Here is a 24,865-nt window from a genome sequence, read left to right as displayed (position 1 = left end):
AGAGGATCAGGAAAAAGGAGAAGGGGTCAGTCGCGGTCGGCGGAGTCCACGCCGTCCCACAGGTTGGAGTGCCACGGCCGGTCGGTCTCCTCCGACCCTCCGCCGCGCTCCCTGGCCGCGTCCGGGTCGACCACGGTGTAACCGGTCTCCCCGGGAAGGACGTAGTGCAGGTGCTCCCGGGCCAGCCGCCGGATGTACGCGTCGTCCTGGAGGCGCGCCTTCTCGTCGCGCAGCTCCTCGGTGCGCGCCTCCGCCTCCTGCGCCAGCCGCTCCTGGTCGGCGATCTCGTCGCGCTGCGACACGTACTGCCGCATCGGGTACGCGAGCGCCACCACCAGGGAGCAGACGACAAGGGCGAGGAAGGCGGCCCGGCCGGTGAGCCGGGAGCGGCGGGCCTGGCGGCGGTTCTGGGACCGGTAGACACGGGCGGCGGTCTGCTCTCCGAGCAGCCGCAGCCGGGTCGCGGTGGAGAACCGGTCCCGGTCCTTCGCGGCCATGTCTCCGCCTCCCCACTACGCACGTCCGTCCCCACACACGGTACGGGACCGAGTGCGGGGACGGACGGAGGCCGGTGCCTTCGGCCCGTGACGGGCCTGCGCTCAGCCCTTGAAGCGCGGGAACGCGGAGCGGCCCGCATACACCGCCGCGTCGTCGAGGATCTCCTCGATGCGCAGCAGCTGGTTGTACTTGGCGACACGGTCCGAGCGGGCCGGGGCGCCGGTCTTGATCTGACCGCAGTTCACCGCGACGGCGAGGTCGGCGATGGTGACGTCCTCGGTCTCGCCGGAGCGGTGGGACATCATGCACTTGAAGCCGTTGCGCTGGGCCAGCTCGACGGCGTCCAGGGTCTCGGTCAGCGAGCCGATCTGGTTGACCTTGACGAGCAGGGCGTTGGCGGAGCCCTCCTCGATGCCACGGGCCAGGCGCTCCGGGTTGGTGACGAACAGGTCGTCGCCGACGATCTGCACCTTGGCGCCGAGCTTCTGGGTGATGACGTTCCAGCCGGCCCAGTCGTCCTCGTACAGCGGGTCCTCGATGGAGACCAGCGGGTACGCGGAGACGAGCTCCTCGTAGTACTCGGTCATCTCGGCGGCCGAGCGGGACTTGCCCTCGAACTCGTACTTGCCGTCCTTGTAGAACTCCGAGGCGGCGACGTCGAGCGCGAGCGCGATGTCCTTGCCCGGGGCGTAACCGGCCTCCTTGATGGCCTCGATGATGAGGTCCAGGGCGGCGCGGTTCGACTCCAGGTTCGGCGCGAAGCCGCCCTCGTCGCCGAGGCCGGTCGACAGGCCCTTCGTCTTCAGGACCTTCTTCAGCGTGTGGTAGACCTCGGCGCCCCAGCGCAGGGCCTCGGAGAAGGACTCCGCGCCGATCGGGGCGATCATGAACTCCTGGATGTCCACGTTGGAGTCGGCGTGCGACCCACCGTTGAGGATGTTCATCATCGGGACGGGCAGCAGGTGCGCGTTCGGGCCACCGAGGTAGCGGAACAGCGGCAGGTCCGAGGCCTCGGAGGCGGCGTGCGCGACGGCCAGCGAGACGCCGAGGATGGCGTTGGCGCCGAGCGAGCCCTTGTTCTCGGTGGCGTCCAGGTCGAACATCGCCTGGTCGATCAGCCGCTGCTCGGTCGCGTCGTAGCCGACGAGCTCCGGGCCGATCTGCTCGATCACGGCGAGGACGGCCTTCTCGACGCCCTTGCCGTGGTAGCGGTTGGGGTCACCGTCGCGAAGCTCAATGGCCTCGAACGCACCGGTGGAGGCGCCGGACGGAACGGCAGCACGGCCGGTGCTGCCGTCGTCGAGGCCAACCTCGACCTCGACCGTGGGGTTTCCGCGGGAGTCGAGGATTTCCCGGGCTACGACGACGTCGATGGACGGCACGAGGCATCTCCTTCTGGGATATGACGCTGGTTGTGCAGGGTCGCTTTGGCCTTGCGGCAAGAGCCTAACCGCCTTGGCCCACTGTGTTCGGCGACCGCCCGCCTCCTGGGACGAAAAAGGACCCAAGGGCACCCTTAGACGGGCAAATGTCCAAAAACTTACTGAGCGGTAACCACAACAGTTGAACGGTGAGCGCAGAAACCCCGACCCGGCGCGTACGGGGGAATCCGCGCCGGGTCGGGGTGCTCAGGGGAGGAGAGAGCTTTTCTGCTGAGGTTCGTACTACTTCGTCAGGTGGAGCTGCTGACCCGGGAAGATCAGGTCGGCGTCCTTGACGATGTTCTTGTTCAGCTTGAACAGCTGGTGCCAGCCGCCCTTCACCTCGTGCGCCTCGGCGATCTTGCTGAGCGAGTCACCGGCCTTCACCTTGTACTCGCCGTCGCCCTTCGCGACCTTCTGGCCGGTCGGCGTCGTGACGGTCTTCGCGGCCGCGGGGGCGGTGCCACGGTCCGAGCGGGAGGCGGTGGGGGCCTCGGTGTGCTCGGCCGGCTTCGGCGCGGCCGGCTTCGCGGCGGCGGAGCCGGTGTCGACACCCGGGTCGACACCGTCGTTGGTCAGGTTGCCGGCGCCGGCGCAGCCCCAGGCACCCGGACCCTGCATGTCGAGGAGCTTCTCGGCGGTGGCGATCTGCTGGGCCTTGGTGGCCAGGTCGGCCCGCGGGGCGTACTGCGTGCCACCGGCGGCGGCCCAGCTGGACTGCGAGAACTGCAGGCCGCCGTAGTAGCCGTTGCCGGTGTTGATGGACCAGTTGCCACCGGACTCGCACTGGGCGACGGCGTCCCACGTGGCGACGGAGGCGGCGGAGGCGCCCGTGGCACCCATCAGGGGAGCGGCGATGGCGGCACCGGCGACACCGGCGAGCGTGGCCACACGGACGGCCTTGGACGGGCGGCGGTGCTTGCCCTTGCTGTTCAGCAGCATGGAACTTCTCCTCACCGACGCCTACGAGGTGAGCTGTCGGGTTCGGGCCAAGTGAGTTGCCCGGTCGCACGTCCTAGCACGCGACTTCACCCCAAGCCGGTCCTGACGGTCTTTCGACCATCGGGCCCGGCGCTTACCTGGGTCCCCCGCTCCTGCCTACGGCGCTTTACGCGTCTGTTCCCTTCGACCGACGGCAGGATTCGGCGTGACGGTCGACGGGGCCCGCGGTGCGAGCGGTTCCGACCGTAAACGCACGCAACCCCCATATTCAAAGACGGACATAACAGACAATCATCCCCTTCTCGCGTCCAGCCGTTCATCGTTTTCGCAGGTGGGGGGCGATGCGGACGGAGCCGGCGGACAAGACACGCCGATTGACGCAAAGAGACCCATGTCTCACTTACGCATAAGTGGACATAGGCCTCTGAACTACCCCGATTTTTGGGGTGATTTAAGCTGTTGATCAGATTGGTCCTACTCCGCCTTCACACCGAGATCGAGGCTCTGGCCAGGGAGAATGAGATCCGGGTCATCGCCGACAGCACTCTTGTTGGCCTCGTAGAGCGCCGGCCATCCGCCATGAACCTTCTGTGCATCAGCAATCGCCCAGAGGTTGTCGCCCGGCCGAACGGTGTATGTGCCGTCAGCGGCCGAGCCGCGCGTGTCGCGTCCGTCACTGTTACCGCGGGAAGCATGGCGACCCGAGTCGCGATCGCCGCCCGTTCCCGCACCCTGGCTCACCTCCGGGGCGGGCGCGCCACGGTGCTTACCGCCCGCCTCACTGCCGGAAGAACCGGAGGAGAGGGACGAGTCGGCCGAACCGGACGTATCCGACACATCGGATGACGACTCGCTCGACGCCTTGCCCGACGCCTTGCCGGACGCCTTGCCGGACGCCTTCTCCGACGACTTGGCGGACGCCGACTTCGACCCGCCCGACGGGCTCGCCTCGTCCGACGCCTCGTCGGACGGGTCCGCGCTCTGCGTCGGGTCGGCCGACAGCAGGCCTCCCGGGTCGACACCCGGCAGCGTCCCGTCCACCGTGAGCCCGGAGATCACCGCACAGCTGGGCCACGCCCGTGGCCCCTGGTCGTCGAGGACCTTCTCGGCGACCGCTATCTGCTGCGAGCGGCTGGCGAGGTCGGCACGCGAGGCGTACGCCTCGCCGCCGTACGACTTCCAGGTGTCCTGCGAGAACTGGAGACCGCCGTAGAAGCCGTTGCCGAGGTCGGCACTCCACATGCCGCCGCTCTCGCACTCGGCGACCCGGTCCCAGGTCGCGGCGTCGGCCGCGTGCACACCGGCCGCACCGAGCAGCGGGATGGCGATGGCCGAGCCGGTGACGCCTGCGGCGACGACGATGGCGGGTGCCTGACGAGGGCGACGGTGTCTGCCGTTCGCGGAGCCCATGCGGTTGCCTTCCGTGTGACTGACAAGTGACTGGTGAGTCGAACGGTGAAGGTAGCGGCAGTCGAACGCTTGTCACAAGTCGATGCAGCGCAGATCACGTGAAAGTCACGGAGTTGACAGAGCGTCACCTTCATCCGGGCGATGTCCGGGATCGAACTCCACGGGAAGAGTGCGCAGTCCGCGCATGATGAGCCCTCCGCGCCACCGCAAATCGGTAGGTTCCACCGCAAGACGCAGGTCCGGGAGGCGCCTCAGCAGCGTGGCCAGCGCGGCCTGTCCCTCCAGTCGGGCGAGCGGCGCCCCCAGGCAGTAGTGGATGCCGTGCCCGTAGCCGAGGTGCTGATTGTCACGCCGGGAGAGGTCGAGAATGTCGGGGTCGGCGAACCGTTCCGGATCCCGGTCCGCGGCGGCGAGCACCACCAGTACGGGATCGCCCGCCGCGATCCGCCGGCCGCCGAGCACCAGCGGTTCGGTGGCGAACCGCCAGGTCGCCAGCTCCACCGGACCGTCGTACCGCAGCAGTTCCTCGATGCCGGTCTCCAGCAGCCCGGTCTCCCCCGCGTCGAGCGAGCGCTGCAGCCGCTCCCGCTGCTCGGGATTGCGCAGCAGGGCGTACACCCCGTTGCCGATCAGGTTGACCGTCGTCTCGAAGCCGGCGAAGAGGAGGATGAAGGCCATGGCGGCGGCCTCGTTCTCGGTGAGGTGCTCGCCGTGGTCGCTGGCCCGGATCAGCCCCGAGATCAGATCGTCCCCGGGGTTCTCCCGCTTCCGGTGGATGAGTTCGGCGAGATAGCCGCGCATCTTCTTCACCGACCGCGCCACCCCGCCGCGCGGCCCGCCGCCGTGGCGGATCATCATGCCCGCCCAGTCCCGGAAGTCGTCCTGGTCCTCGCGCGGAACGCCGAGCAGATCGCAGATCGCGTAGATGGGGAGCGGGAACGCGAAGTCGTGGATGAGGTCCGCGCTCCCCTCCTCGATGAAGTTGTCGATGAGGCGGTCCGTCAGCTCCTGCACACGCGGCGCGAACTCCGCGACCCGGCGCGGCGTGAACGCCTTCGATACGAGGCGGCGCAGCCGGGTGTGGTCGGGCGGGTCGATGTTCAGCAGATGCGTCATCAGCTCGGCCTTGCGCTCGCCCGGGATGCCGGTCTTCCCCTTGGCGTGCGCCGGCTCGTCATGGTGCGCCGGGTTCTTGGAGAGCCGGGTGTCGGCGAGGGCCTGCCGGGCATCCGCGTACCTCGTCACCAGCCATGCCTCGACCCCGCTGGGCAGCGCGGTGCGGTGCACGGGGCTGTGCTCGCGCAGCCAGGCGTAGGCCGGGTACGGGTCGGTCGCGAACTCCCATGTGAAGAGTTCGGGGCCGTCCGCAGGAGCGTCGGCGGGGCTGGTGGCAGGGGTGTCGGCGGGGCTGTCGTTCACCCCCTGACGTTATCCGTTGCCCTCCGCCTCGAGGATCGCGTCCCGGTAGGCACGACCGGCGGCGCGCAGCGCGGCCTCGGGGTCGGTGCCGTCCTGTTCCGCGCGTACGGCGAGGGCGAGGAGCTCGTACCCGATGCCGTCCCCCGCGGGGAGCGCCACATCGAGTCCGGCGGTACGGACCCGGCCGGCGAGCTTCGCCGCCAGCGCCAGACCGGGCTGGCCGAGCGGCACGCCGTCGGTGACCGAGTCGCGCTGCTTCTCGATGGCCTTGGTGCGCAGCCAGTGCGCGTGCACGTCCTCCGGGGTCTCGGCGGTCTCGTCACCGAAGACATGCGGGTGGCGATGGATCAGCTTCTCGACGAGGGTGGCCGCGACATCGTCGACGGAGAACGGCTGGTCCTCGTCCTCCTCCGCGATCCTGGCATGGAAGACGACCTGAAGGAGCACGTCCCCGAGTTCCTCGCGCAGCTCGTCGCGGTCGCCGTCCTCGATCGCCTCGACCAGTTCGTACGCCTCCTCGATGGCGTACTTGGCGAGCCCCTGATGGGTCTTCTGCGACGTCCAGGGGCACTCGGCCCTGATCCGGTCCATGACCTGGACGAGATCGAGGAGACGGGCGCCCGGCAGATCGTACGAACCGGGCAGCAGCTCCAGGTTCGGCATCTGTACCCGGCCCGATCCGGCGAGCCGGGCCAGCCCGTCCGTCAGCGGCTGGTTTCCCTCACCGCCGGTGACGACCACGACGGTCCGGCCGCCCGCGCAGGCGTCGACGAGCTCCTGCGCGGTGGGCGCGGCGTGTTCGACGGTGACGCCCGCCTCGCGCAGATACGGCAGCTGCGGTTGGTCCTGCTCGGCGCAGAGCACCCGGTCGGCGGCGTGCAGCGTCTGCCAGGCCGGCCAGGACAGCAACCCCGGCGCGACCCGGTGGCTGGCGGTGAGCAGGACGATACGACCGGGATCTTCAGCGTTCACCCCCCCAACCTACCCAGGGGGCGTCCGGTCGGTCGGGCCGGATCAGGGAGCGGCCCGCCGCGGAGCGGCTGATGTCACCGTGGCGCGTGCAGCTGCGAGGCGGAGGAAGGAGCCCACGCGGAGCGCATGGGGTCTCCCCTGCTCGAGCGAAGCCGAGAGCTCGGGGAGGACCGGCGACAACGCGGCAGATGTGCGTGCCAGGGCACGCGAGCCCGGCCTGACCGACCGGACACCCCCTAAGCGCCCGCTGCGGCCTCCTGCTGGGCGGGCTTGGTGACCTGGGTGATCCACGGGGCCTTGTAGTTGGCGAGCTGGGTCTGCTTGTCGTCCCAGGTACCGAAGCGCGGGTTGACGTCGATGTGCAGCGACTTCGACGCCGCGGTGAGTGCGTCGCCCACGGCCTTCTGTCCGGCGGGCTGCTGCAGGTCGGCGCCGAGCGCCTGGGCCAGCTTCGTCAGCTGGACCTGCTCCCGCAGGACGGCCTCGATCTGGTCGGGGGCGACCCAGCTCTGCTGGAGCATCGTCGTCCGCAGCTGTGCCTCTCCCCCGGACTGGGTGGCCGCCGACTGCAGCATCTCCTGGATCTCCTTGCGGCTGACCGTCACGTTCGCGTCCGCGGCGGCCTTGTCCAGGATCCGGTCGAAGATCAGTCCGTGCAGCTTGGCCCGGCCGAGCTGTCCCGACTTGTTGATGAGCTGGACGGACTGGTCGGACTCGCGCTGCGCGGTGCGTACCTCCGCCACCTGGGCCTGCACGGTGGACACCTCGATCCGGTCCCCTCCGACCACGGCTGCAGCACCTGGGTGGGCCTGGTTGCCGCAGGCGGAGAGCAGCGGCGCCGCGACGAGCGTGGCGGCGGAGACGACGAGCGCGGTGCGACGGCGGCGGTGCAAAGGAGCCTCCCGGGGAGAGATTGTGCGGCGGTGCACAAGACCTTGCGGTGATCGATGTTAGGCAGTGGGCGTGATCCGGGCCACTGGTTCGACCAACGATTCGGCAGGAGTTCGGGATGTGGGCCGAATCAGGTGCGCTCAGCGCGCGCGTTCGACCGCTTTCGGCCTCGCGTCCGGCCGCAGCATGATCGCGCGGGAGACCACAAAGGTGATCGGGATGGCCGCCAGCGCTGCGACCAGCGGTGCGTAGCGGCTGCTGAAGCCGGCGCGGTCGACCAGCAGCCAGACACCGCCGGTGGTGATGACGAAGTTGGCGGCGTTGGTGAGCGGGAAGAGCAGGAACTTCCGCCAGGTGGGCCGGGTCCGGTACGTGAAGTACGAGTTCAGCAGGAACGAGCCGGTCATGCTCAACGCGAACGCGATCACATGCGCGGCCAGGTACGGCAGCACGGTCAGCAGGGCCAGGTAGCAGCCGTAGTACGTACCGGTGTTCACGACGCCGACGAGGGCGAAGCGGGCCATCTGGGCCGTGACCGTCATCGGCGTACGAACTGCCGCGACCGCTGTTGATTCGGTACGCCGGTATTGGATGCCTTCACCAAGAAATGCGGGCGCCGCTTCACCTCGTAATAGATGCGGCCTACGTACTCGCCGACCACACCCACTATCACCATCTGGACCCCGGCGAGGGCCGTGACCACGACGATCAGCGTGACATAGCCGGGCGTGTCCACCCCTTTCACGAGAGCGACGCCGACGATCCAGGTGGCATAGGCGAAGGCGACGGACATCAGCACCATCCCCAGGTACAGGGCGGCGCGCAGCGGCTTGTTGTTGAAGGAGAGCAGTCCGTCGAGTCCGTAGTTGAGAAGTTTCCCCATCGTCCAGGCGGAGCTGCCCTTCTCACGGACCGCATTCTCGTATCCGAAGGTCGTCGTCCGGAATCCGACCCAGGCGAACAGGCCCTTGGAGAAGCGGTTGTACTCGGTGAGTTCGAGGACCGCGTCGACGGTACGCCGGGACAGCAGCCGGAAGTCACCGACCCCGTCGACCAGCTCCACGTCCACCAGGCGGTTGATCAGCGAGTAGTAGGCGCGGGCGCCGAGCGTGCGGGTGACGCGGTCGCCCTTGCGGTTACGGCGGGCGATCACCTGGTCGTAGCCGTGGGCGTGCTCCGCCAGCATGCGGCCGACGAGCTCGGGCGGGTGCTGGAGATCCGCGTCCATGATGACGACCGCATCGCCGTCGGCGTGCTGGAGGCCGGCGAGCATGGCGGCTTCCTTGCCGAAGTTGCGGCTGAAGGAGAGATAGCGGATCCGCGGGTCGGCTCCGGCCAGCTCCTCCAGGATCGGCAGCGTGCTGTCCGCACTGCCGTCGTCGACGTAGACGATCTGGAAGTCGTGCCCCAGCCGACTCATTTCGTCCGTGGCACGCGCATGGAAGCGTTCGAGGATCTCCTCCTCGTTGAAACAAGGCACTACCAACGAGATCAGCACAGGAGCATCTCACCCTGTCGGTGCGTCAGACATGGAGGGCGAACATGGACAATGAGCGACCATTACGTGAATTGAACTATTGAATGAGCGGTTCCACTCTGCTCATTACCTTCACGGCTGCGATATTCGTCCGTATGCCGACTTTCCGTCCCCGCACGGCCGCGGTCACACTCGCCGCATTGATCACCACGGCCACCGTGTGCGCGGGCGACGCCAGGGCCCGCAGCTTTCCGTTCGGGCCGCACACCCGGAGCGTCAATGATCTCGGTAATCAGTTCGTGCCGTTCCACGCCCGGCTCTGGGACCTGCTGCACGGACGCGGCGACGGCGGACTGTTCCTGAACTGGTCGTCCGGATACGGCACCAGCTTCCTGCCGGATCTCGGCACCTACCTGACCAGCCCGTTCGCACTGCTCGTCGGGGTCTTCCCCCGGGACCGCATCGACCTCGCGGTGTACGTGCTGACCGTGGTGAAGATGGCGTCCGCCGCGGCCGCGATGGCATTCCTGCTGCTGACCCTGCGGGGCGGGCGGTGGTGGCTGGCCGGGGTGCTCGGCGGCTCGTACGCGTTGTGCGGCTGGTCGGTCGCCGAAGCGTCGTACAACCCGATGTGGCTGGACGGTCTGATCGCACTGCCGCTGCTCTGTCTGGTCGGCGAGTGGGCCCGGACGGGACGCCATCGCATGGTGGCTCCGCTGCTCGTCGCGGTGGTGTGGGTCGCCAACTTCTACACGGCGTACATGGCGACCCTGGGGGCCGCCCTGGTGCTGGTGGTACGTCTGCTGACGGAGGGTGAGAAGGGGGCCGGGAGGCCGAAGGCCGCGATACGGGGGCTGGCGCGGGCGGCCGGGAGCGTGCTCGTGGGGATCGGGCTCGCGGCGCCCGTCCTGATTCCCGTCTACCTGGGCACGAAACACGCCTACCCCGGCTGGGACCGGACGTTCCAGCCCGCTGCCTGGCCCGATGTGCTGGCCCGGCTGTTCCCCGGCACGTACGGCTTCTTCACCCCCGCCCTCTTCCTGAGCGCCGTCGCACTGCTCCCGGCCTGCGCACTCGTCTTCCAGCGGGATGTACCGCGGCGCGAACGGTGGGCGTGGGCCGGGCTGGTGGCGGGAGTCGGGCTGTCGCTGCAGTGGGGGCCGACCCATCTCCTCTGGCACGCGTTCGCGACGCCCAACGGCAGTCCGTACCGCCAGACGTTCGTGCTCGCCGGTCTGGTGGTGATCGCTGCCTGGATCTCGGTCTCGTACGGACGACCGGGGCCCCGGGCCCTGGTCGGCGGAGGCGCCGTGCTGGTGCTGATCGCGGCGGGGGCGGCCTTCAGCGACCTGGCCACGCACCGGTCGTATCTGCTGTTCGCGGCCGGTCTGGTGGCGACGGCCGCCGCGCTCGCCCTGCCCGCCCGGGGCCGTCGGGCGGGTCTCGCCACCGCGCTGCTGCTGACCGGTGCGCTGGTGGGGCAGGCCGCGGCGACCACTGCGTTCGCCGACCGGCAGCGCCTGGCCCAGCTCGATCACTACGCGCCCTGGGGCGAGCGGCAGCGTGTACAGGCCGACGCGGTGGCCCGGGTGGACGGCTGGCCGCGCTACCGCACCGACCCCGGTGGGGAGCGGACCACCGCCAACGATCCACTGCTCGTGGGCGGTCAGGGCGCCGCGTACTACAGCAGCCACACGCCGGCCGTGCTGACCCGCACGCTCGCCGCCCTCGGCGCCGGCTGGACGTCCCACGGCCGGGCCGTGCAGAGCCTGGACAACCCCGTCACCGACGCGATCTTCTCGGTCGCTGCTCGGGTCCATGGGCCGCGCGACCCGCACCAGCGGTGGAACGCACCGGACGACCGGCCGGTGACGGTGGCGCGGCAGCAGGTACCGCCGCTGGTGACGGTGCGGCAACCGGGCGCGGCGCCGTCCTTCGGCCCGTCGCCGTTCCGGAACCAGGAGGCACTGCTCGGTTCACGGGTCTATACCGTGCCGCGGACGACGCTCCGGACGGTGAGCGGTGCTCCGGTCGAGGATCGGGACGACCGCACCCACCGGGTGGGGCGCGGCACATACCGGCTGACCGCCCGCTGTCCGGCGGGCAGCGAGGTGTATCTGTGGGCACCCGGGGTGTTCGGCTCGGCGCAGGTGAGCGATCGGCCGGGCGCGGGCCAGGAGACCGAGCTCCGGGGCCTGCTGCCGGCCCGCCGCGCCGCGATGGAACCACTTGGACGGATCGTGGGCGCCGACGGGCAGGTCGTGGTCACGCTGCAGTCCGTCCGCGCCGGGACCGTGCCGCGCGAGGCCCTCGGCTGTCTGGACCGGGACCGGCTGGCCGCGGCCGTGACCGGGCTGCGGCGCACCGGAGCGACGTCCGTCCACGTCACCGACGACGGCGTCCGGGCCGAACTGCCGCCCGGAAGCCGCGGAACCGTCGTGCTCGCCGCGCCCCGGATCGCGGGCTGGAGCTGCCAGGGGCGCCCCGCCGACAGCTACCTGGGCCTGGTCTCCGCGCCCGTCCCCGCCGACGGCACATCCGTCGACTGCACGTTCCGTCCCCCCGGCCTGCGGGCCGGTTCGACGGTCGGAGCGGGCGCGCTGCTCGTGCTGGCCGGGGCGGCGTTGTGGGGTGCGCTGGTGCGACGACGCGCCGGGCGGCAGGACCTTGTACTGGCGGGACCGGACTGACCCGGCCCCCGCCCGCGACAGGTCCGTCCGACGGCACGCCCCGTCGGACCGGTCCGCGGGGGGAGCGGCGGTGGGGGAGTTGGGGGTGGTCGATCAGTCAGCCATGGCCGGCGGCCTCAGCCCACGATCGCGACCGGGGCGTCCCAGGCGTTCCGGTCGATCGTGAGCGTGCCACCGGTGTGTGTCACCTTCTTGTTGACGGCGTACTGGTGACCGCGGCGATGCCCGGTGTACAGCGTCGAGGCGTACGGGAAGCCCGTGGTGGTGGAGTACACGTCGTCGTAACGGGCGTACCAGAGGATCTCCGGCAGGTCCGTGCGGTTCGTGGCGTTGGCCACGACGGCGGCGCTGGAGTTGCTGAAGCCGTAGAAGCCGGACCAGTACCCCTTGGCCTTGACCGTCTTGTCGAACGACCGGATGTACGAAAGCACCGTGTTCACGCAGGAGGTGCTCTTCGGGTCGAAGTACTCCATGTCGAGGTAGACCGGGCTGCCCGGCTTCATGCCGAGCGCGGCCTCCTTCGCCACGGCGTCGTTGGCGTCGGTGACGGCCAGTGAGGTGGCGTTGGCGGCGGTCATCTTCTCGGGGTTGGCGCTCGTCTGGCACGGCGGCTGCGCGCCGACGTACAGCGGGACGAGCTTCCAGCCGGTGGCACTGACGGCCTTCACCCAGGAGGCGGTGAGGTTGGGCTGCGCACAGCCGCGGTTCTTACCGCCGACGTACACGGCGGCACCGTGGTAGACGGAGGAGCTGTACCAGCCCTTCATGGTGGTCAGCGACGGCGCGGTGCAGGTGTCGAAGACATGCCCGGTGTAGATCTTCGGCGCGGGTCTGGCGGCCGTGGTGGCGGTGGCGGCCTCGGCGGCGAACGCACCGCCGGCGAGAACAGCGACGCCCGCCACGGCCATGGAGATGCGACGACGCTTCTTGGATATGCGGTGAGAAGGCACAGAGACCTCGACAGTCCTCGGAAGAAGGATCGAAAGAAGAGAGAGGCCGTCGGGCAGGCGAGTCGTCAGCCGCCCCGGCGGCAGATCACCGTCTCACGCCGTGATCGACGGTTCGCCGACGAATAGGGCATTCCGTGCAGCCATTGCACAAATTTGGCGTGCTCATTGCTTTCACAGCCCACGCCGATGCCCGTGCGAGCCACAGCCTGTCGCCCTGCGCCGACGCCCCCGTCCAAGGGCTGTCCCGTAATCCCTGGCGGGACCGGTCCGACCGGGCTCGTCCCGTCGCGTCGGCGGACCGGACCGACCGGCCCCGCCCGGTCCGCTCAGCCGCCGCGTACCTGCATCTGACGGTCGAGCTGGCGGCGCAGCTCCACCGGCAGCGGGTGGTGCGGCCCGTACATCCGCTCGGTGTCGTACAGCAGTGCCTGGAGCTGCCCGCGCGCCGCCGCGTGGTCGCCGACCGCGAGCAGCAGATACCCGATGCGCTGACGGATCTCGAAGGAACGGGCCGGGTCGTTGCCCGTCGCGTACTGGTTCTCGTAGTACGGCAGGACCGCGCGGTACTCCGCGAGCGCGGCGGCCGGTTCGCCCAGCTGCTCCAGGCACTGCGCCGCGTCGTAGCGGTACTGCAGCGTCTGGGTGTCGGCCGGGCCGGCCTCCGCCGCGCGGTCGTCGGCGAGGCGGCGCAGTTCGGGCAGGGCGCGACGGTACTGCCCGTCGTCCATGAGCGTCGCCGCGTACTGCTTGCGCAGGATGCGGACCACCGGCGAACCCTCACCGTGCTGTTCGGCCGCGGCCGGGAGGATGCCACCGAGGATGTCCACGGCCTGGGTGATCCTGCCCTGCCCGAGCAGTTGCTTCACCTCGTCGACGGCGGCCGCGACATCCGGTTTGGCGGCCACCGGCGCCGGCTGCGCGGCGGGCGGAGTCGTGACGAGGTCGGGCCACGGGGCGTGCGGCCGCAGAAAGGGGCGGGTCGGGTCGAGCGGGCCGGACGGCAGCCCCGTGGAGCGGGACGGGAGGAGCGGGGTGAGGTGTTCGTACACCTCCTGGGCGCTCGCCGGACGGTGCTGCGGGTCCTTGGCGAGCAGCCGCAGCACGAGCGCTTCGAGGGGCTCCGGAATCTCGGGCCGGATCTGCCGGACCGGGAGCGGCGGCTCGTAGAGGTGGCGGTGCAGCACACCGAGGGCGGTGGATCCGGCGAACGGCACGTCCCCGCTGAGCAGTTCGTGCAGGAGCACACCGAGCGCGTACAGGTCGGTGTACGGGCCGACGGCACCGCCCATCGCCTGCTCGGGCGCCATGTAGGCCGGGGAACCGATCGGCGTACCGGTGTGGGTGAGGCGGGTGGTGTCGTTGTCCAGAACGGAGGCCACGCCCAGGTCGAGGACGGTGATCGTGCCGTCCGGGCGCACCATCAGATTCCGGGGCTTGAGGTCGCGGTGGACGATCGGCACGGCGTGCACGGCGGAGAGCGCGGCGCAGAGCTGGGCGGCCACGGCGACGGACCACTGCCAGGGATACGGGTCGTGCTCGGCGAGATGGTCGGCGAGGTCGGAGCCCTCGACGTACTGCATGACGAGGAACAGGTCGTCGTCGTCGCTGCCCGCGTCATGGACGGTGACCAGGCCCGGATGGTCCACCTGGGCCGTGACCCGGCACTCGCGCACGAACCGGCGCCGCAGCTCGTCGGCGGCGCCGCTGCCGCCGGGACCGGCGACCCGGTCGGGCCGGAGCAGCTTCACCGCGACCCGGCGGTCGAGGCGCTGGTCGTACGCCGTCCAGACCTGGCCCATGCCGCCCTGGCCCAGGATGGTCGCGAGCTCGTACCGCCCGGCGATGACACGTCCGTTCAACGGTCCTCCTCCTTACGGAGGTAGTCGCTCAGCTCGTCGAGCTCGGCGCGGACCTGGTCGATGCGGTGGGGCGGGGTGGACGCGGGCTGGGGCGGCGAGCTCTGGGGATGCGCGGGCTGCGACGGCGAGCTCTGGGGTTGCGCGGGCTGGTACCGGGGCGGCTGATGCTGCTGGTACTGCTGTGGCTGGTGCTGCTGCGGCTGAGCGGGCCGCGGCTGCTGCACGGGCACGGTCGTGTACCCGTACCCCGGCGGCAGGTACCCGCCGCCGAAAGGCTGCTTTTCGAGCTGCTCGTAGTGGCGGATGTCCGCGACCAGGTAGTACACGGGGGCGCCCAGCATCGCCAGGAGCAGCATCGGTATGAGAACGAAGTCGATGCCGTTGGCGTCGGCATTGCTGCCGTCCCTGCCGATGATCGGCAGGAGGACACAGACGAACACGAAGCCGGCCCCGGTCACCCACCAGTCGGACGTCCTGCGGCGCACGATCGCGAGGCGCAGCAGCGGAGCCCACAGCAGGAGACCGATCGAGCCCACCGAGAGCACCACGAACAGCACGCGCATCGAGACGATCCAGGCTCGGCTGGGCAGCCGACGCGGCGGCATCGGCGTCGGCGGCGGCGGATGACCCGGGCCGTACATGGCTGCTCCTGGTACCTGGTCGGGGAAGTGCTGAACGCACCTGTCAGCGCGCGCAGATCTGGCAGACCTGAGCGTAAAGGGCGACACCGACAACGGTCCCGGGGTTGTACGGAACTGTTGTGGTTCAGCTCACTTCGGCGCGACCGTACCGTCCGTCAGCCCGTCGTACATCCCCTGGACCAGCTGTCCACCGAGCCGGCCGGCCAGCCGGAGCGCGTCCTCGAACGCGGCGAGGGCGCGGAACTGCGCCCCGTACCGCTGCTGTTCGGCGAGCGGCAGGCGTGGGAGCTGGAGGCGTCGGGCGTCGAGCCGGGTCGCGGTGGACGCGTAACTGCTGGCCTGCCGGTTGTTGGCGGTGCCGCGCAGGAAACCGGCGAGGAACCACGGGTCGAGGGCGGCCGGATCGGGGCGCAGCAGCTGAAGGTTGCGGCCGAGTGCGGCGCCCGCCGTGGCCTCGTCGATCACCCGGGCGACGGTGCCGCCGCCGAGCACGGGAACGACGACGTCACCGGGCTCGACGAGGACCGGCTCCTCGGGCGGCCCGTCGGTGCTCGCGGGGGTGGCGGGAAGCGTCCCGGAGGGGGCGGTGGAGCCGAGGACGTCGTATTCCGTGAGGACGGGCCCGGGTCCGGTGCCGGAGCCACCGGTACGGAGCTGGAGGGCGCCGGCACGGGCGAGTTCACCGACGGTGGTGAGGGGCCAGCGGGCCGGGTCGGAGAGGTCCGCGAGCGGCGGCGTGAGAGTGGCGGTCAGCCGCAGCGTCTCGGTCAGCCGGTCCCGTACGCGGGTGAGTTCGGCGGCTCCGCCACCGGCCGTCGGCGGGGGCAGATGGCGGGCGGGGGCCAGGTCCACGTCGTCGTCGAGGAGTTCGATGACGGGGACGACCCGGCTGACACCCGGCCGGTCCTGGCCGGTTCGGTCGAGGGGGGCGTCCGACTCGGGAGCGGTCCGCTCCGCCCGCTCGAACGGCTCCCAGGCGTCCAGCACGGCGCTGCGCACCGCCTGCCAGTCGAGCCGGTCCCGCCCGCCCGACGCGGGGGCGCCGGCGGTCGCCGCAGCCGGTTCGGCGGGTTCGGCGGTGTCCACGAGCAGCAGCTCGGGCGAGGGGCGGACACCGGCGCCGGGCTTGCGCAGCACCCAGAGGTGGAGCGGAATGCCGTACGGGGGTGCGGCGCCGGCCGGGAGGGCGACGACGGCACGAAGGGCGCCGCGGCGCAGCAGATCGGCACGGATCCGACGGCCGGAACGGCGCGACGCGGCGGCCGGGGGCATCAGCAGAACCGCGGTGCCGCCCTCGCGCAGATGGGCCAGGGCGTGCTGGACCCAGGCGAGTTCGGACTCCGTACGGGCGGGAAAGCCGTACTCCCAGCGGGGGTCGTAGGCGAGCTCGTCGTGCCCCCAGTTGCGCTCGTTGAACGGCGGGTGGCAGAGCACGGCGTCGACGGCGAGCTGCGGGAACGCGTCGGCGCGCAGGGTGTCGCCGGTCCGCACGGCGACCGTGCAGCTCTCGATGGTGGAGTTCAGGGCGAGGCGGAGCGCGGTCAGCGCGGCAAGGTCGGGGTCGGCGTCCTGCGCGTACAGGGCGGTCGGACGGCTGAGGGCGCGCAGCAGGGCGCCGGTCCCCGTCGCCGGGTCGAGAACCGTACGGGCGGGCCGGCTCCCCGTCTCCACGAGGGCGGCCATCAGCTCGGCGAGGCCCGGAGGGGTGAGCGTGAACTGGCGCGGGTTGGCGTCGAGCTGGCGGCCGAGGAGGAACTCGAAGGCCTGGCGGGCCCCGGTCTCGGCGGCGAGTTCGGCAGCGGCGCGCAGCAGGGGAACGGACGGAAGGAGTTCGTCGGCGGTGGGGGTGTGAACAGCGCGTACGCATCCATTCGTTCCACCTCCGCTTCCGTCGCCTGCTTCGGTGGCCGGACCGAAGCGTGCGGTGAGCAGGTCGTTCAGGGCCAGGTGCAGCACCTTGGCCATCCGCCCGTCCGACACGGCGCTGATCTCCAGCCAGGCGGTGGGCCTGTCCCGGACGAGCAGCAGGGCGCAGCCCGCGTGGACGAGGGCTGGGACGGCGCCGGCCGGGTGCCCGGCCAGCTGCTGCCAGACCCGTTCACGGAGCGGGACCTCGGCGAGCTTCCCCTGGTCACGCAGCCACTGTTCGACTTCGGGCAGGGCGAAGGACGGGCTGGTCTCGGTGCCGCCGACCGGCTTGGGGAAGTCGGCGTGGCGGCGTCGCCAGTTGCTGACGGCGGCGCGGCCCACCCCCGCGAGCCGGGCGATCCCGGCCGCGGTCACCTCTGTCGAGTTCTCCGGCACTGACTGTCTCCCTGGTCCTGGGCGTCCTGGTCCTGATCCGTCCGCGCTGCCTGCTCTGTGTAGGCGAGCATACCGAGCCGTTCACACGACACCGATTCACACCGTGCATGAATCAGTTTCGCGTGAACGGTGTTGACTCGGTTCACAAGCTCTGCTGTTATTGACCTGTCGCTACACCAGGCGGCGCAGCATTCCGCTCACCACTCATCTCTGTACTTGCCGGAGGGCACAGCCATGTCCCAGTTCACGCAGCCGCCGCAGTCCCCGCAGCCCCAGCAGCCGTACGCCCCGGCGCAGACGCCGGGCCTGCGCCCGGCCCGCAACGGGCTCGGCATCTCGGCGCTGATCCTCGGCATCATCGGCGCCGTCTCGGGCCTGATCCCGTTCCTCTTCTGGCTGGCGGGCATCCTCGGCGTCATCGCCCTGATCCTCGGCCTGGTCGGCCGGGGCCGGGTCAAGCGCGGCGAGGCCACCAACAAGGGCGCGACCACGTTCGGTGCCGTCCTCGGCCTGATCGCGCTGATCCTCTCGGTGGTCGGTGCGGTGATCACGTTCAAGGCGGTGGGCGACGCGGTGGACGAGCTCGACAGGGCGGTGTCGGACACCACTGCCAGCGCCGCGCCGAAGGCCGGCGACACGGGCTCCGGAAAGAACAAGGGCAAGGGCTCCGGCGGCAACGAGAAGCCGGACGCCGGGAAGGCGCTGGAGGCCGGTGACTCGGCCGTCTACGACGACGATCTGACGGTCACGGTCGGCGACGCAGCCTCGTACACCCCCGACTCGTTCGCCGCCGGTCACACGAAGGGCAACAAGGCGTACCGGATCGCCGTCGTCATCGAGAACGCGGGCAAGGAGAAGTTCGACTCGGCGCTCGTCAACGTCGAGGCGCGGGCCGGCAAGGACGGGGTGAACGCCGAGCAGATCTTCGACGGCAAGGTCGGCGAGGGCTTCAGCGGCACGGTCCTGCCGGGCAAGAAGGTCACCGTCCAGTTCGCCTTCGACGCCCCGGCGGACGCCAAGAACCTGACCGTCGAGGTCAACCCCGGCTTCACGTACGACGCCACCCAGTGGGACCTGAAGCTCTAGAGCGCCCCGCCCTTCGCCACCCCGACCGGAGCCCGATCATGCGCCTCCTCGCCCGCATCGCCGCCACCGCTCTGCGCACCGCGACAGCGACGCTCTGCGCCGTCACTGTCCTGGCTCTCACGGCCTGCAACCCGGTGTTCGCCCAGCAGCAGGACACCGCGCCGTTCGCCCGGCTGACCGGACCCGAAGTCGTGAACAAGGCCCTGGCGGCGACCCGGGCCGCCAAGTCGGTACGTATCACCGTGGAAACGAAGTCGCCCGACGGCACCCCGGTCGAGGCGTACGTGGCCACCGACATCAGGGGCGAGTGCACGGTGACCCTGTCCATGGGTGCGGCAGGCACGATGGACCTGGTCAGGACCGGCGGCACGGTCTACACCCAGTCCGACGAGGCGATGCTGCGGGCGGCGTCCCCGGGCCGGCCGCACGCCGAGGTCAAGAAACTCACGGGCCGCTGGGTGAAGGCGGGCCACGCCGACAGGTCCACGGCACAGACCCTCGGCTACTGCGACCGGAAGGGTTTCCTCGACCGCCTGGCGGAGAACAGCAGTACCGCGCACAAGGGGAGGGCAACCGCTGTCGGCTCCACGCCCGCCCTGTCCCTGACCGGCCGGGCGGGCAGGGGGACGTGGCAGGCGGCGGTCGCCGCAGAGGGCAGGCCCCACCTCCTGAGGCTGCGCTTCAGCACCGGGACCCCGCTCGCCGTCGAGTTCACCGAGTTCGACAAACCGTTCACGGTAAAGAGACCGGCCACCTGACACACGGACCCGCCTGTACACAACGGACCCGCCTGTACACAACGGACCCGCCTGTACACACACGTACAGGCGGGTCGTTCGTTTTCACACCCGGTGCCGCACCCACACATTGGGCTCCACATACACCGCATATCCGTGCACCACCGAACAGTGCACCGGCACCAACGCCCCCGGGACCTCCACCGGACCGTCATCGTCGAACGGCAGCCCGGTCCAGGACCGCCACCGCTCGAGGGAGCCCGACACCGTCATGGACACCGGCGCCACCGCCTCGATCACACCGCCCGCCCGCACATGGACGCGCAGCCACGGGTCGTACGGAAACCCGTCCTCCGCCCGGGTCCGGCGGGCGTACTCCTCCATCGGCGCCGAGGCGTCCAGGTGCTTGGCGCTCGGCCGCACCGGGGCGACGAGCTCCCGGAACCCGAGCCGCCCGGCGTTCTCCCGCATCGCGGCGACCATCCGCCCCGAAATCCCCTCCCCCTGCCGCCCCTTGGCGACGGCGATCTCGACCGCGCCGACCGTGTCCGGCATACGCCCATGCCGCAGGTCGGAGAAGGCCCACAGCAGCGACTGGTCCCAGCCGCCCTCGGGCAACTCCCCGCGCCCCGGAGCATGCAGGGCAAACGGCACGCTGTACGCCCGCGCGGCCACGCCACCGTCCGGGTCCGTCGCGACGAGCGCGAATTCCGGGAAATCGACGGCGAGCCTGGGGTAGTTGGCCCACCCGACGAGATCCTCCAGGACGAACTCCGGCCAGGTCTCGGGCATCTCCTGCATGGGTCCGGCGAGCTCGGGGCGCGCGGCGAGGGTGGTGATCTTCAGCTCCATCCACCACACGCTAGGCAGCGGATCTCCCGAAGCCAACGCGTTTACCGATGCCCCCGCTGCACGGCGGCGGCCGCGTGACCGTGCGTACGCCCGGCACCGTCCGGCCCCGTCGGCGCCGGAGCCGCCAGGAAGGGCGTCTGCCTCCAGGGCCCCGTGCGTGCCCCCTTCTCAGCGACCCGACGCCGTCAACCGCCGCACTGCGCCAGCATCGCCCGCTTGTCGGCGGTGGTCACCGGCAGCGCGTACTTCAGCGAGACCTGCGCGAACCGCACCGCGTACGAGCAGCGGATCCGCTTGTACGGCGGCAGCCAGGAAGCCGGGCCGGAGTCACGCTTGGCATTGTTGGCCGGGCCGTCGACCGGGATGAGGTTGAGCGGGTCGTTGGCGATCTGCTGGCGCTTGGCCTCGGGCCAGCGGGAGGCGCCCATCTGCCAGTCGTACGAGAGCGGCATGACGTGGTCGATCTGGACCTTCGTCGCCTGCTGCTTGCTCCACTCGATGGTCGAGCCGGTGTACGGGTCCTTGAGGGTCATGGAGACGACGACACAGTCCGACCCCGACCGGAGTTCGACATCCTTGCCGTCCCGGGCCAACAGGTCGTTGCGGGTTATCTCTATCTCCCTTCTCAACTCGATACACATGAGGCACAGCCGTAACCCATTCCTGTCCCTCGCCGTTATCAGTCACGCCATGAGGCACATGAGTGACATCGGAGACAGGAAGTAGATCCCATGACGTTACGCACAGAGAAGGCCGTATCGCCTACCACCGGCGAGATCACCTGGCTCCTGGTCGACGAGGAGACGTACGCGCCTCATCCCGAGGCCCGCGAGTTCTCCCTGTATCTGCGCGGAGCCGGTCGATCGCCACAGACACAGCGCGCGTACATCCCCAGAATCGGTCGCTTCCTCAGCTGGTGCGCGGGGCGAGGCACCGACTGGAGGACCGTCCGGCTCGGGGACATGAGTCTGTTCAAGTTCCACGTCGAACGGACACCGACACGACATGGGGGGCCTCCGACCGGCAAGACGGTCAACGCCACGCTCACCGCGGTGTGCGAGTTTCTCCGCTTCTGCGCGGTCCAGGGCCATGTGGATCACGAGGTCGCAGCGCGTCTCAGCGAACCGCGCTTCCTCACCCATGCCCCGGCCGGCTTCGACCCCGGCGAGGGTGGCCAGCATCTGATGGTCAAAGCCCGTGTCCTCAAGGCGCCGGAGATCGAGCAGGCACCACAGACTCTCACCGGTGCCCAGATGGATCAGATTCTCGATGCCGCTCACACCGCGCGCGACCGGCTGCTGCTGACCGTCCTGGTAGAGGCGGGCCTCCGTATCGGTGAAGCCCTCGGGCTGCGGCGTGAGGACATGCACCTACTCCCGGACTCCACACACCTCGGCTGCCGGACCCGCGGCGCCCACCTGCACGTCCGCCCCCGCCAGAACAACGAGAACGGGGCACGCGCCAAGGCCGGCCGACACCGCGCGGTGCCCCTCGCTCAGAACGCCGTTCACCGGTACCGCGAGTATCTGGCCGAGCGGGAAGACGTTTCCGGAGCGGCAGGCTGTGACTACGTATTCGTGAACCTCGTCGGCAGTTGGGCGGGACGCCCGATGTCGTACTCGAACGCGAAACAGGTGATCGAGCGCATCGGTGACCGCTGCGGCCTGCGCGCCCGGCCGCACATGATGCGGCACACAGCGGCAACACGCTGGATCCGCAGCGGCGTGGCGCCCGACGTCGTACAGACCTTGCTGGGGCATGCGTCGTCGGCCAGCACGGCTGTCTATCTCCACGCTCAGGACGAGGACCTTCGATCGGCCGTCGACAGCCTCACCCTGGAGATCGCGCGATGACATCGAGCACTGCGCTCGCCACGGTTCCCCGGCGCTCAACCGCGCTCACCGACTGGTCCGCCTGGCTCGCAGAACGCCTCGCTTCCGGTTGGCGAACGACCGAATGGGATCCGGCCAAGGCACTGTTCACAGCTGATCCAGACAATCCGACGACCCACGTGTTCACCTGCGTAGTTGCGGCTTGCTCCACGCACGTCGGAAGTAATGGCAGTCGCTGCGACGCCTGCCGCAAAGCCCGTCTCCTCAGAGGAAATCCTGTGGACTTCGACACGACGTACACCCCGGTGGTGGCTCGTCGACGGCCGAACGTCACGGACGGAGTGAAGCCAGGGGTCTCCCAGTTCTCTCTGGCACAGGTTTCCCCAGCCGTGCGACACGAGATTCTATATGGGCTTCAGCAACGCGACGACGCTGGAATCAGCCTCGTCCCCCAACGCATGCGCCGCATCGTGGCCGGCCTCGCGCAGGAACTCGACTCCCTCTTGAGTCTTGACTCCGGCTTCTCCTCCGAACTCCCCGCTGCCGCCAGAGGCGTTCTCAACGACGTCCTCCTTCACATCCGACGTGCCCGGGCGGAATTCGAAGGCGCCGACCCCACCTCGGGCGACGTCTGGGAATGCGCGCTGGTAGGCCTCACGGCGGGGCGGGGAAGGAAGTACAAAGCCGTCCACGGCGTGATCGACTTCCGACCCGTGCGACAGACGTGGCTGCGGGATCTCGTCAAGGAGTACGGGCGCGCTACGCGTCCCGATGTTCTGGAGCTGAGGCAGACCGTGTACGCCGCGACCATCGCGTCGGCCGCGCTGGCTCACCGCTCCGAGGGAGACACCCCTGAGCGGCTGTCGATGGCGGACATGAACGCCGTAGTGGACCACTTCCGCGTCACTAAACGCCCCGAGGACGGGCACGACCACTCGACAAGCCACAGGCGAGCACTGCTGCGACGCTGGCGTGCGTTCCTGGAGTTCGCTCGGCAAGCCGGAATGATGGACCACATCCCCGGCGGGTTCGCCGTCAATCCCCGCTTTCACACCATCGCGGCGATCGACGTGACCGAGGACGACATCGGCCGAGCCGTTCCCGAACATGTCATCGCCCAACTCGATGCGCACATCGACCTTCTGGGCACTTCCACGGCCTACGAGAGCGGCGGTTGGACCACTGCTGACTTCGCCCGTATGTACCAGGTGGTCTACACAGTCCTGAGGGACACAGGTCGCCGACCGGGCGAGGTCACCAGCCTGCGGCGGGACTGCCTGGAGTGGATCGACGGCAAACCGACGCTGATCTACGACAATCACAAACGTCGCCGCCACGGCCGCCGCCTACCGATCTCCGAGAGCACCGCCCGGGAGATCGTGGCCTGGCAGAGGGAGTTGGAGACTCTCCCTCCGGTGCCGGCCTGCACCCAGTGGCTGTTCCCCTCCCCCGGTCAACGCAACCGCCCCCGCCGTCGCCACCTCACCTCGGCGCAGTTCTGCAGCCGCATCTTCCGCATCTGGGTCGACGAGCTCATCCCCGGCATCTGGGACGAGCGCCTGGACGACAACGGCGAACCACTGGCATACGACCGCACCAAGATCGTCCCCTACGGCTTCCGCCACGCCTACGCCCAGCGCCACGCGGACGCCGGAACCCGGCCGGACGTCCTCCGGGAACTCATGGACCACCGGTCGCTGGACGTCACCATGGGGTACTACAAGGTCTCCCTGAGCCGGAAACAGGAAGCCGTGCGAACGGTCGCGGCGCTCGCCGTCGACCGGCACGGGGAATCCCGTGGCTTCAGCGACCCACTGGCCTACGAAGTGGAGAGCGTCGGGGTCCCATACGGCGGCTGTACCGAACCCAGCAACGTCAAGGCCGGAGGCGGGCACTGCCGCATCCGCTTCCAGTGTGCTGGATGCGACTTCTACCGGCCCGAACCCTCCTACCTACCGGCCCTGGAACAGCAGATCGCGGACCTGCGGGCCGACAGGGAGGCCGCTCTGGCAATGGAAGCCGCGGACTGGGTTGTTCGCAATCTCGACGACCAGATCCGCGCGTACTCGAAGTCGGCCGACGAGATGCGGAGGAAGCTCGACGCGCTGCCCGCCGAGGAGCGCGCGGTCGTCGAATCCGCCTCGCGCGAGCTGCGCAAGGCCCGCTCCGCAGCGGCCTTCGTCCCCCTGCAGGCACTGACGACACGGAGCCCCGAATGAAAAGTCCCGCCGCTTCCGGCAGCAATGACCGGAACTCACGGGTCGAGCGCCTGCGCGCCAGCCGCGCCAAGGACAGCGAGGACAAGACCAAGCGCGCGCTCGATGCAGTGGACGGCCTTCTCCGCTCCGGAAGGCGTATCACCGTCAGTCAGGTGGCTCGGGACGCGGCGGTGTCCACGTGGTTCGTCTACAACCAGCCCCAGGTGCACCAGGCTGTCAAGGAGGGCATCACCGCCCAGCGAGAGCAGGTACGTCAGGACTCCCCCGTTCCGCCGGCTCGACAGGTGTCTCCTGCCGGGCTGCGGACGGACCTCGCCCTGGCGCGCGAAGAGATCAAGGATCTCAAGAGGGAACGTGACCGGCTCCTGAACCGGGTCCGGCTGTCTCTCGGTGCCGAGCTGGACGGAGTGGACCAGAACGAACTGATCCAACGGGTGCAACAACTCGAGCAGCGGAACGCCACCCTGAACGAAGAACTGTCAGAGGCCAGGAACCGGATCGCCGCCCTGGAGGGCCGGCTGCGTGAGGCGGAAGACGATCTCACCGCCGCACGGGCCGGTCTCCGCCGTGCCATGCGGGCCGTTCCGTCCCCGTAGCGTGCTCCGCACGACCGCGGCTCGTGGCTGTCCGGCCGGCTCCCATGCCGTCGGCTGGACAGCCACGAG

At 69.9% G+C, this 24,865-nt stretch carries 20 protein-coding genes, 1 pseudogene and 1 riboswitch; of the genes and pseudogenes, 6 read left to right on the top strand and 15 right to left on the bottom strand.

All coding sequences use genetic code 11. The annotated features are described in order from the left end of the window. Positions 1–26 precede the first annotated feature (26 nt). The 9 genes from OHA88_RS27625 to OHA88_RS27585 all read right to left on the bottom strand — a co-directional run bounded on the left by OHA88_RS27625 (position 27) and on the right by OHA88_RS27585 (position 9,051). Positions 27–497 carry an FtsB family cell division protein gene (locus OHA88_RS27625; protein WP_328627484.1) on the bottom strand — a complete coding sequence of 157 codons (471 nt, stop codon included), beginning with the start codon at positions 495–497 and terminating at the stop codon, positions 27–29. 102 nt (positions 498–599) lie between these two features. Continuing rightward, on the bottom strand, positions 600–1,880 hold the full coding sequence (gene eno, locus OHA88_RS27620; protein WP_267004786.1) for a phosphopyruvate hydratase: 1,281 nt from the start codon (positions 1,878–1,880) through the stop codon (positions 600–602). Positions 1,881–2,162: 282 nt separating this feature from the next. Next, entirely contained in the window at positions 2,163–2,861 is a 699-nt protein-coding gene (locus tag OHA88_RS27615; RefSeq protein ID WP_328627483.1) for a transglycosylase family protein, read from the bottom strand. A gap of 3 nt (positions 2,862–2,864) precedes the next feature. Next, a riboswitch (cyclic di-AMP (ydaO/yuaA leader) is annotated at positions 2,865–3,035 on the bottom strand. A gap of 300 nt (positions 3,036–3,335) precedes the next feature. Further along, a complete protein-coding gene (locus OHA88_RS27610) occupies positions 3,336–4,271 on the bottom strand; it encodes a transglycosylase family protein (protein WP_328627482.1) in 936 nt (311 codons plus the stop codon). A gap of 105 nt (positions 4,272–4,376) precedes the next feature. After that, positions 4,377–5,690, bottom strand: coding sequence for a cytochrome P450 family protein (locus OHA88_RS27605; protein ID WP_328627481.1), 1,314 nt, complete (start codon positions 5,688–5,690; stop codon positions 4,377–4,379). Positions 5,691–5,699: 9 nt separating this feature from the next. Then, entirely contained in the window at positions 5,700–6,662 is a 963-nt protein-coding gene (locus OHA88_RS27600; RefSeq protein WP_328627480.1) for a nucleoside triphosphate pyrophosphohydrolase, read from the bottom strand. A 236-nt stretch (positions 6,663–6,898) separates the two neighbouring features. Further along, the gene (locus OHA88_RS27595; RefSeq protein WP_328627479.1) at positions 6,899–7,555 is read right to left on the bottom strand and encodes a SurA N-terminal domain-containing protein; all 657 of its coding nucleotides are present in this window, start codon (positions 7,553–7,555) and stop codon (positions 6,899–6,901) included. A 138-nt stretch (positions 7,556–7,693) separates the two neighbouring features. Continuing rightward, entirely contained in the window at positions 7,694–8,095 is a 402-nt protein-coding gene (locus OHA88_RS27590; protein ID WP_328627478.1) for a GtrA family protein, read from the bottom strand. Then, positions 8,092–9,051, bottom strand: coding sequence for a glycosyltransferase family 2 protein (locus tag OHA88_RS27585; RefSeq protein ID WP_328627477.1), 960 nt, complete (start codon positions 9,049–9,051; stop codon positions 8,092–8,094). Before OHA88_RS27585 ends, OHA88_RS27590 begins: the two co-directional genes overlap by 4 nt. Positions 9,052–9,185: 134 nt before the next feature. On the opposite strand from OHA88_RS27585, the gene OHA88_RS27580 reads away from it, so the two are divergent. Further along, positions 9,186–11,720: a YfhO family protein gene (locus OHA88_RS27580; RefSeq protein ID WP_328627476.1), complete on the top strand. Its 2,535-nt coding sequence runs from the start codon at positions 9,186–9,188 to the stop codon at positions 11,718–11,720. 116 nt (positions 11,721–11,836) lie between these two features. Here the strand turns inward: OHA88_RS27580 and OHA88_RS27575 are convergent, their stop codons facing one another. The 4 genes from OHA88_RS27575 to OHA88_RS27560 form a co-directional block, all read right to left on the bottom strand. Then, positions 11,837–12,670: a glycoside hydrolase domain-containing protein gene (locus tag OHA88_RS27575; protein ID WP_328627475.1), complete on the bottom strand. Its 834-nt coding sequence runs from the start codon at positions 12,668–12,670 to the stop codon at positions 11,837–11,839. A gap of 326 nt (positions 12,671–12,996) precedes the next feature. Then, the gene (locus tag OHA88_RS27570; RefSeq protein WP_267004776.1) at positions 12,997–14,529 is read right to left on the bottom strand and encodes a serine/threonine-protein kinase; all 1,533 of its coding nucleotides are present in this window, start codon (positions 14,527–14,529) and stop codon (positions 12,997–12,999) included. After that, entirely contained in the window at positions 14,526–15,170 is a 645-nt protein-coding gene (locus OHA88_RS27565; protein WP_328627474.1) for a hypothetical protein, read from the bottom strand. Before OHA88_RS27565 ends, OHA88_RS27570 begins: the two co-directional genes overlap by 4 nt. Positions 15,171–15,299: 129 nt before the next feature. After that, a complete protein-coding gene (locus OHA88_RS27560) occupies positions 15,300–17,474 on the bottom strand; it encodes an N-6 DNA methylase (protein WP_328627473.1) in 2,175 nt (724 codons plus the stop codon). Positions 17,475–17,708: 234 nt separating this feature from the next. Here OHA88_RS27560 and OHA88_RS27555 point away from each other — a divergent pair, with 234 nt between their 5' ends. Beyond that, positions 17,709–18,560 (top strand): DUF4190 domain-containing protein, encoded by an 852-nt coding sequence (locus OHA88_RS27555; RefSeq protein ID WP_328627472.1) that lies wholly within the window; start codon positions 17,709–17,711, stop codon positions 18,558–18,560. Positions 18,561–18,598: 38 nt separating this feature from the next. After that, the gene (locus OHA88_RS27550; protein WP_328627471.1) at positions 18,599–19,318 is read left to right on the top strand and encodes a hypothetical protein; all 720 of its coding nucleotides are present in this window, start codon (positions 18,599–18,601) and stop codon (positions 19,316–19,318) included. 84 nt (positions 19,319–19,402) lie between these two features. On the opposite strand, the gene OHA88_RS27545 is transcribed toward OHA88_RS27550, so the two are convergent. Both OHA88_RS27545 and OHA88_RS27540 read right to left on the bottom strand, forming a co-directional pair. Continuing rightward, complete coding sequence (locus OHA88_RS27545; RefSeq protein WP_328627470.1) at positions 19,403–20,149, bottom strand: N-acetyltransferase; 747 nt, start codon at positions 20,147–20,149, stop codon at positions 19,403–19,405. Between the two features lie 185 nt (positions 20,150–20,334). After that, positions 20,335–20,757 (bottom strand): annotated as a pseudogene (locus OHA88_RS27540) (HNH endonuclease family protein); the annotation flags it as partial. Positions 20,758–20,880: 123 nt separating this feature from the next. Here OHA88_RS27540 and OHA88_RS27535 point away from each other — a divergent pair. The 3 genes from OHA88_RS27535 (at position 20,881) to OHA88_RS27525 (ending at position 24,796) form a co-directional block, all read left to right on the top strand. Then, on the top strand, positions 20,881–22,002 hold the full coding sequence (locus OHA88_RS27535) for a tyrosine-type recombinase/integrase (RefSeq protein WP_328627469.1): 1,122 nt from the start codon (positions 20,881–20,883) through the stop codon (positions 22,000–22,002). A gap of 437 nt (positions 22,003–22,439) precedes the next feature. After that, positions 22,440–24,200, top strand: a complete 1,761-nt coding sequence (locus tag OHA88_RS27530; RefSeq protein ID WP_328627468.1) for a tyrosine-type recombinase/integrase — start codon at positions 22,440–22,442, stop codon at positions 24,198–24,200. Continuing rightward, a complete protein-coding gene (locus tag OHA88_RS27525) occupies positions 24,197–24,796 on the top strand; it encodes a DUF6262 family protein (RefSeq protein WP_328627467.1) in 600 nt (199 codons plus the stop codon). The genes OHA88_RS27530 and OHA88_RS27525 overlap by 4 nt, the downstream gene beginning before the upstream one ends. The last annotated feature ends 69 nt before the right edge of the window (positions 24,797–24,865 follow it).

This window comes from Streptomyces sp. NBC_00353, assembly GCF_036108815.1.
In the GTDB taxonomy this organism is placed as follows: Bacteria; Actinomycetota; Actinomycetes; order Streptomycetales; family Streptomycetaceae; genus Streptomyces.
The sequence above is the reverse complement of the archived record's forward strand: the minus strand, read 5'-3'. Positions and strand labels throughout refer to the sequence as shown.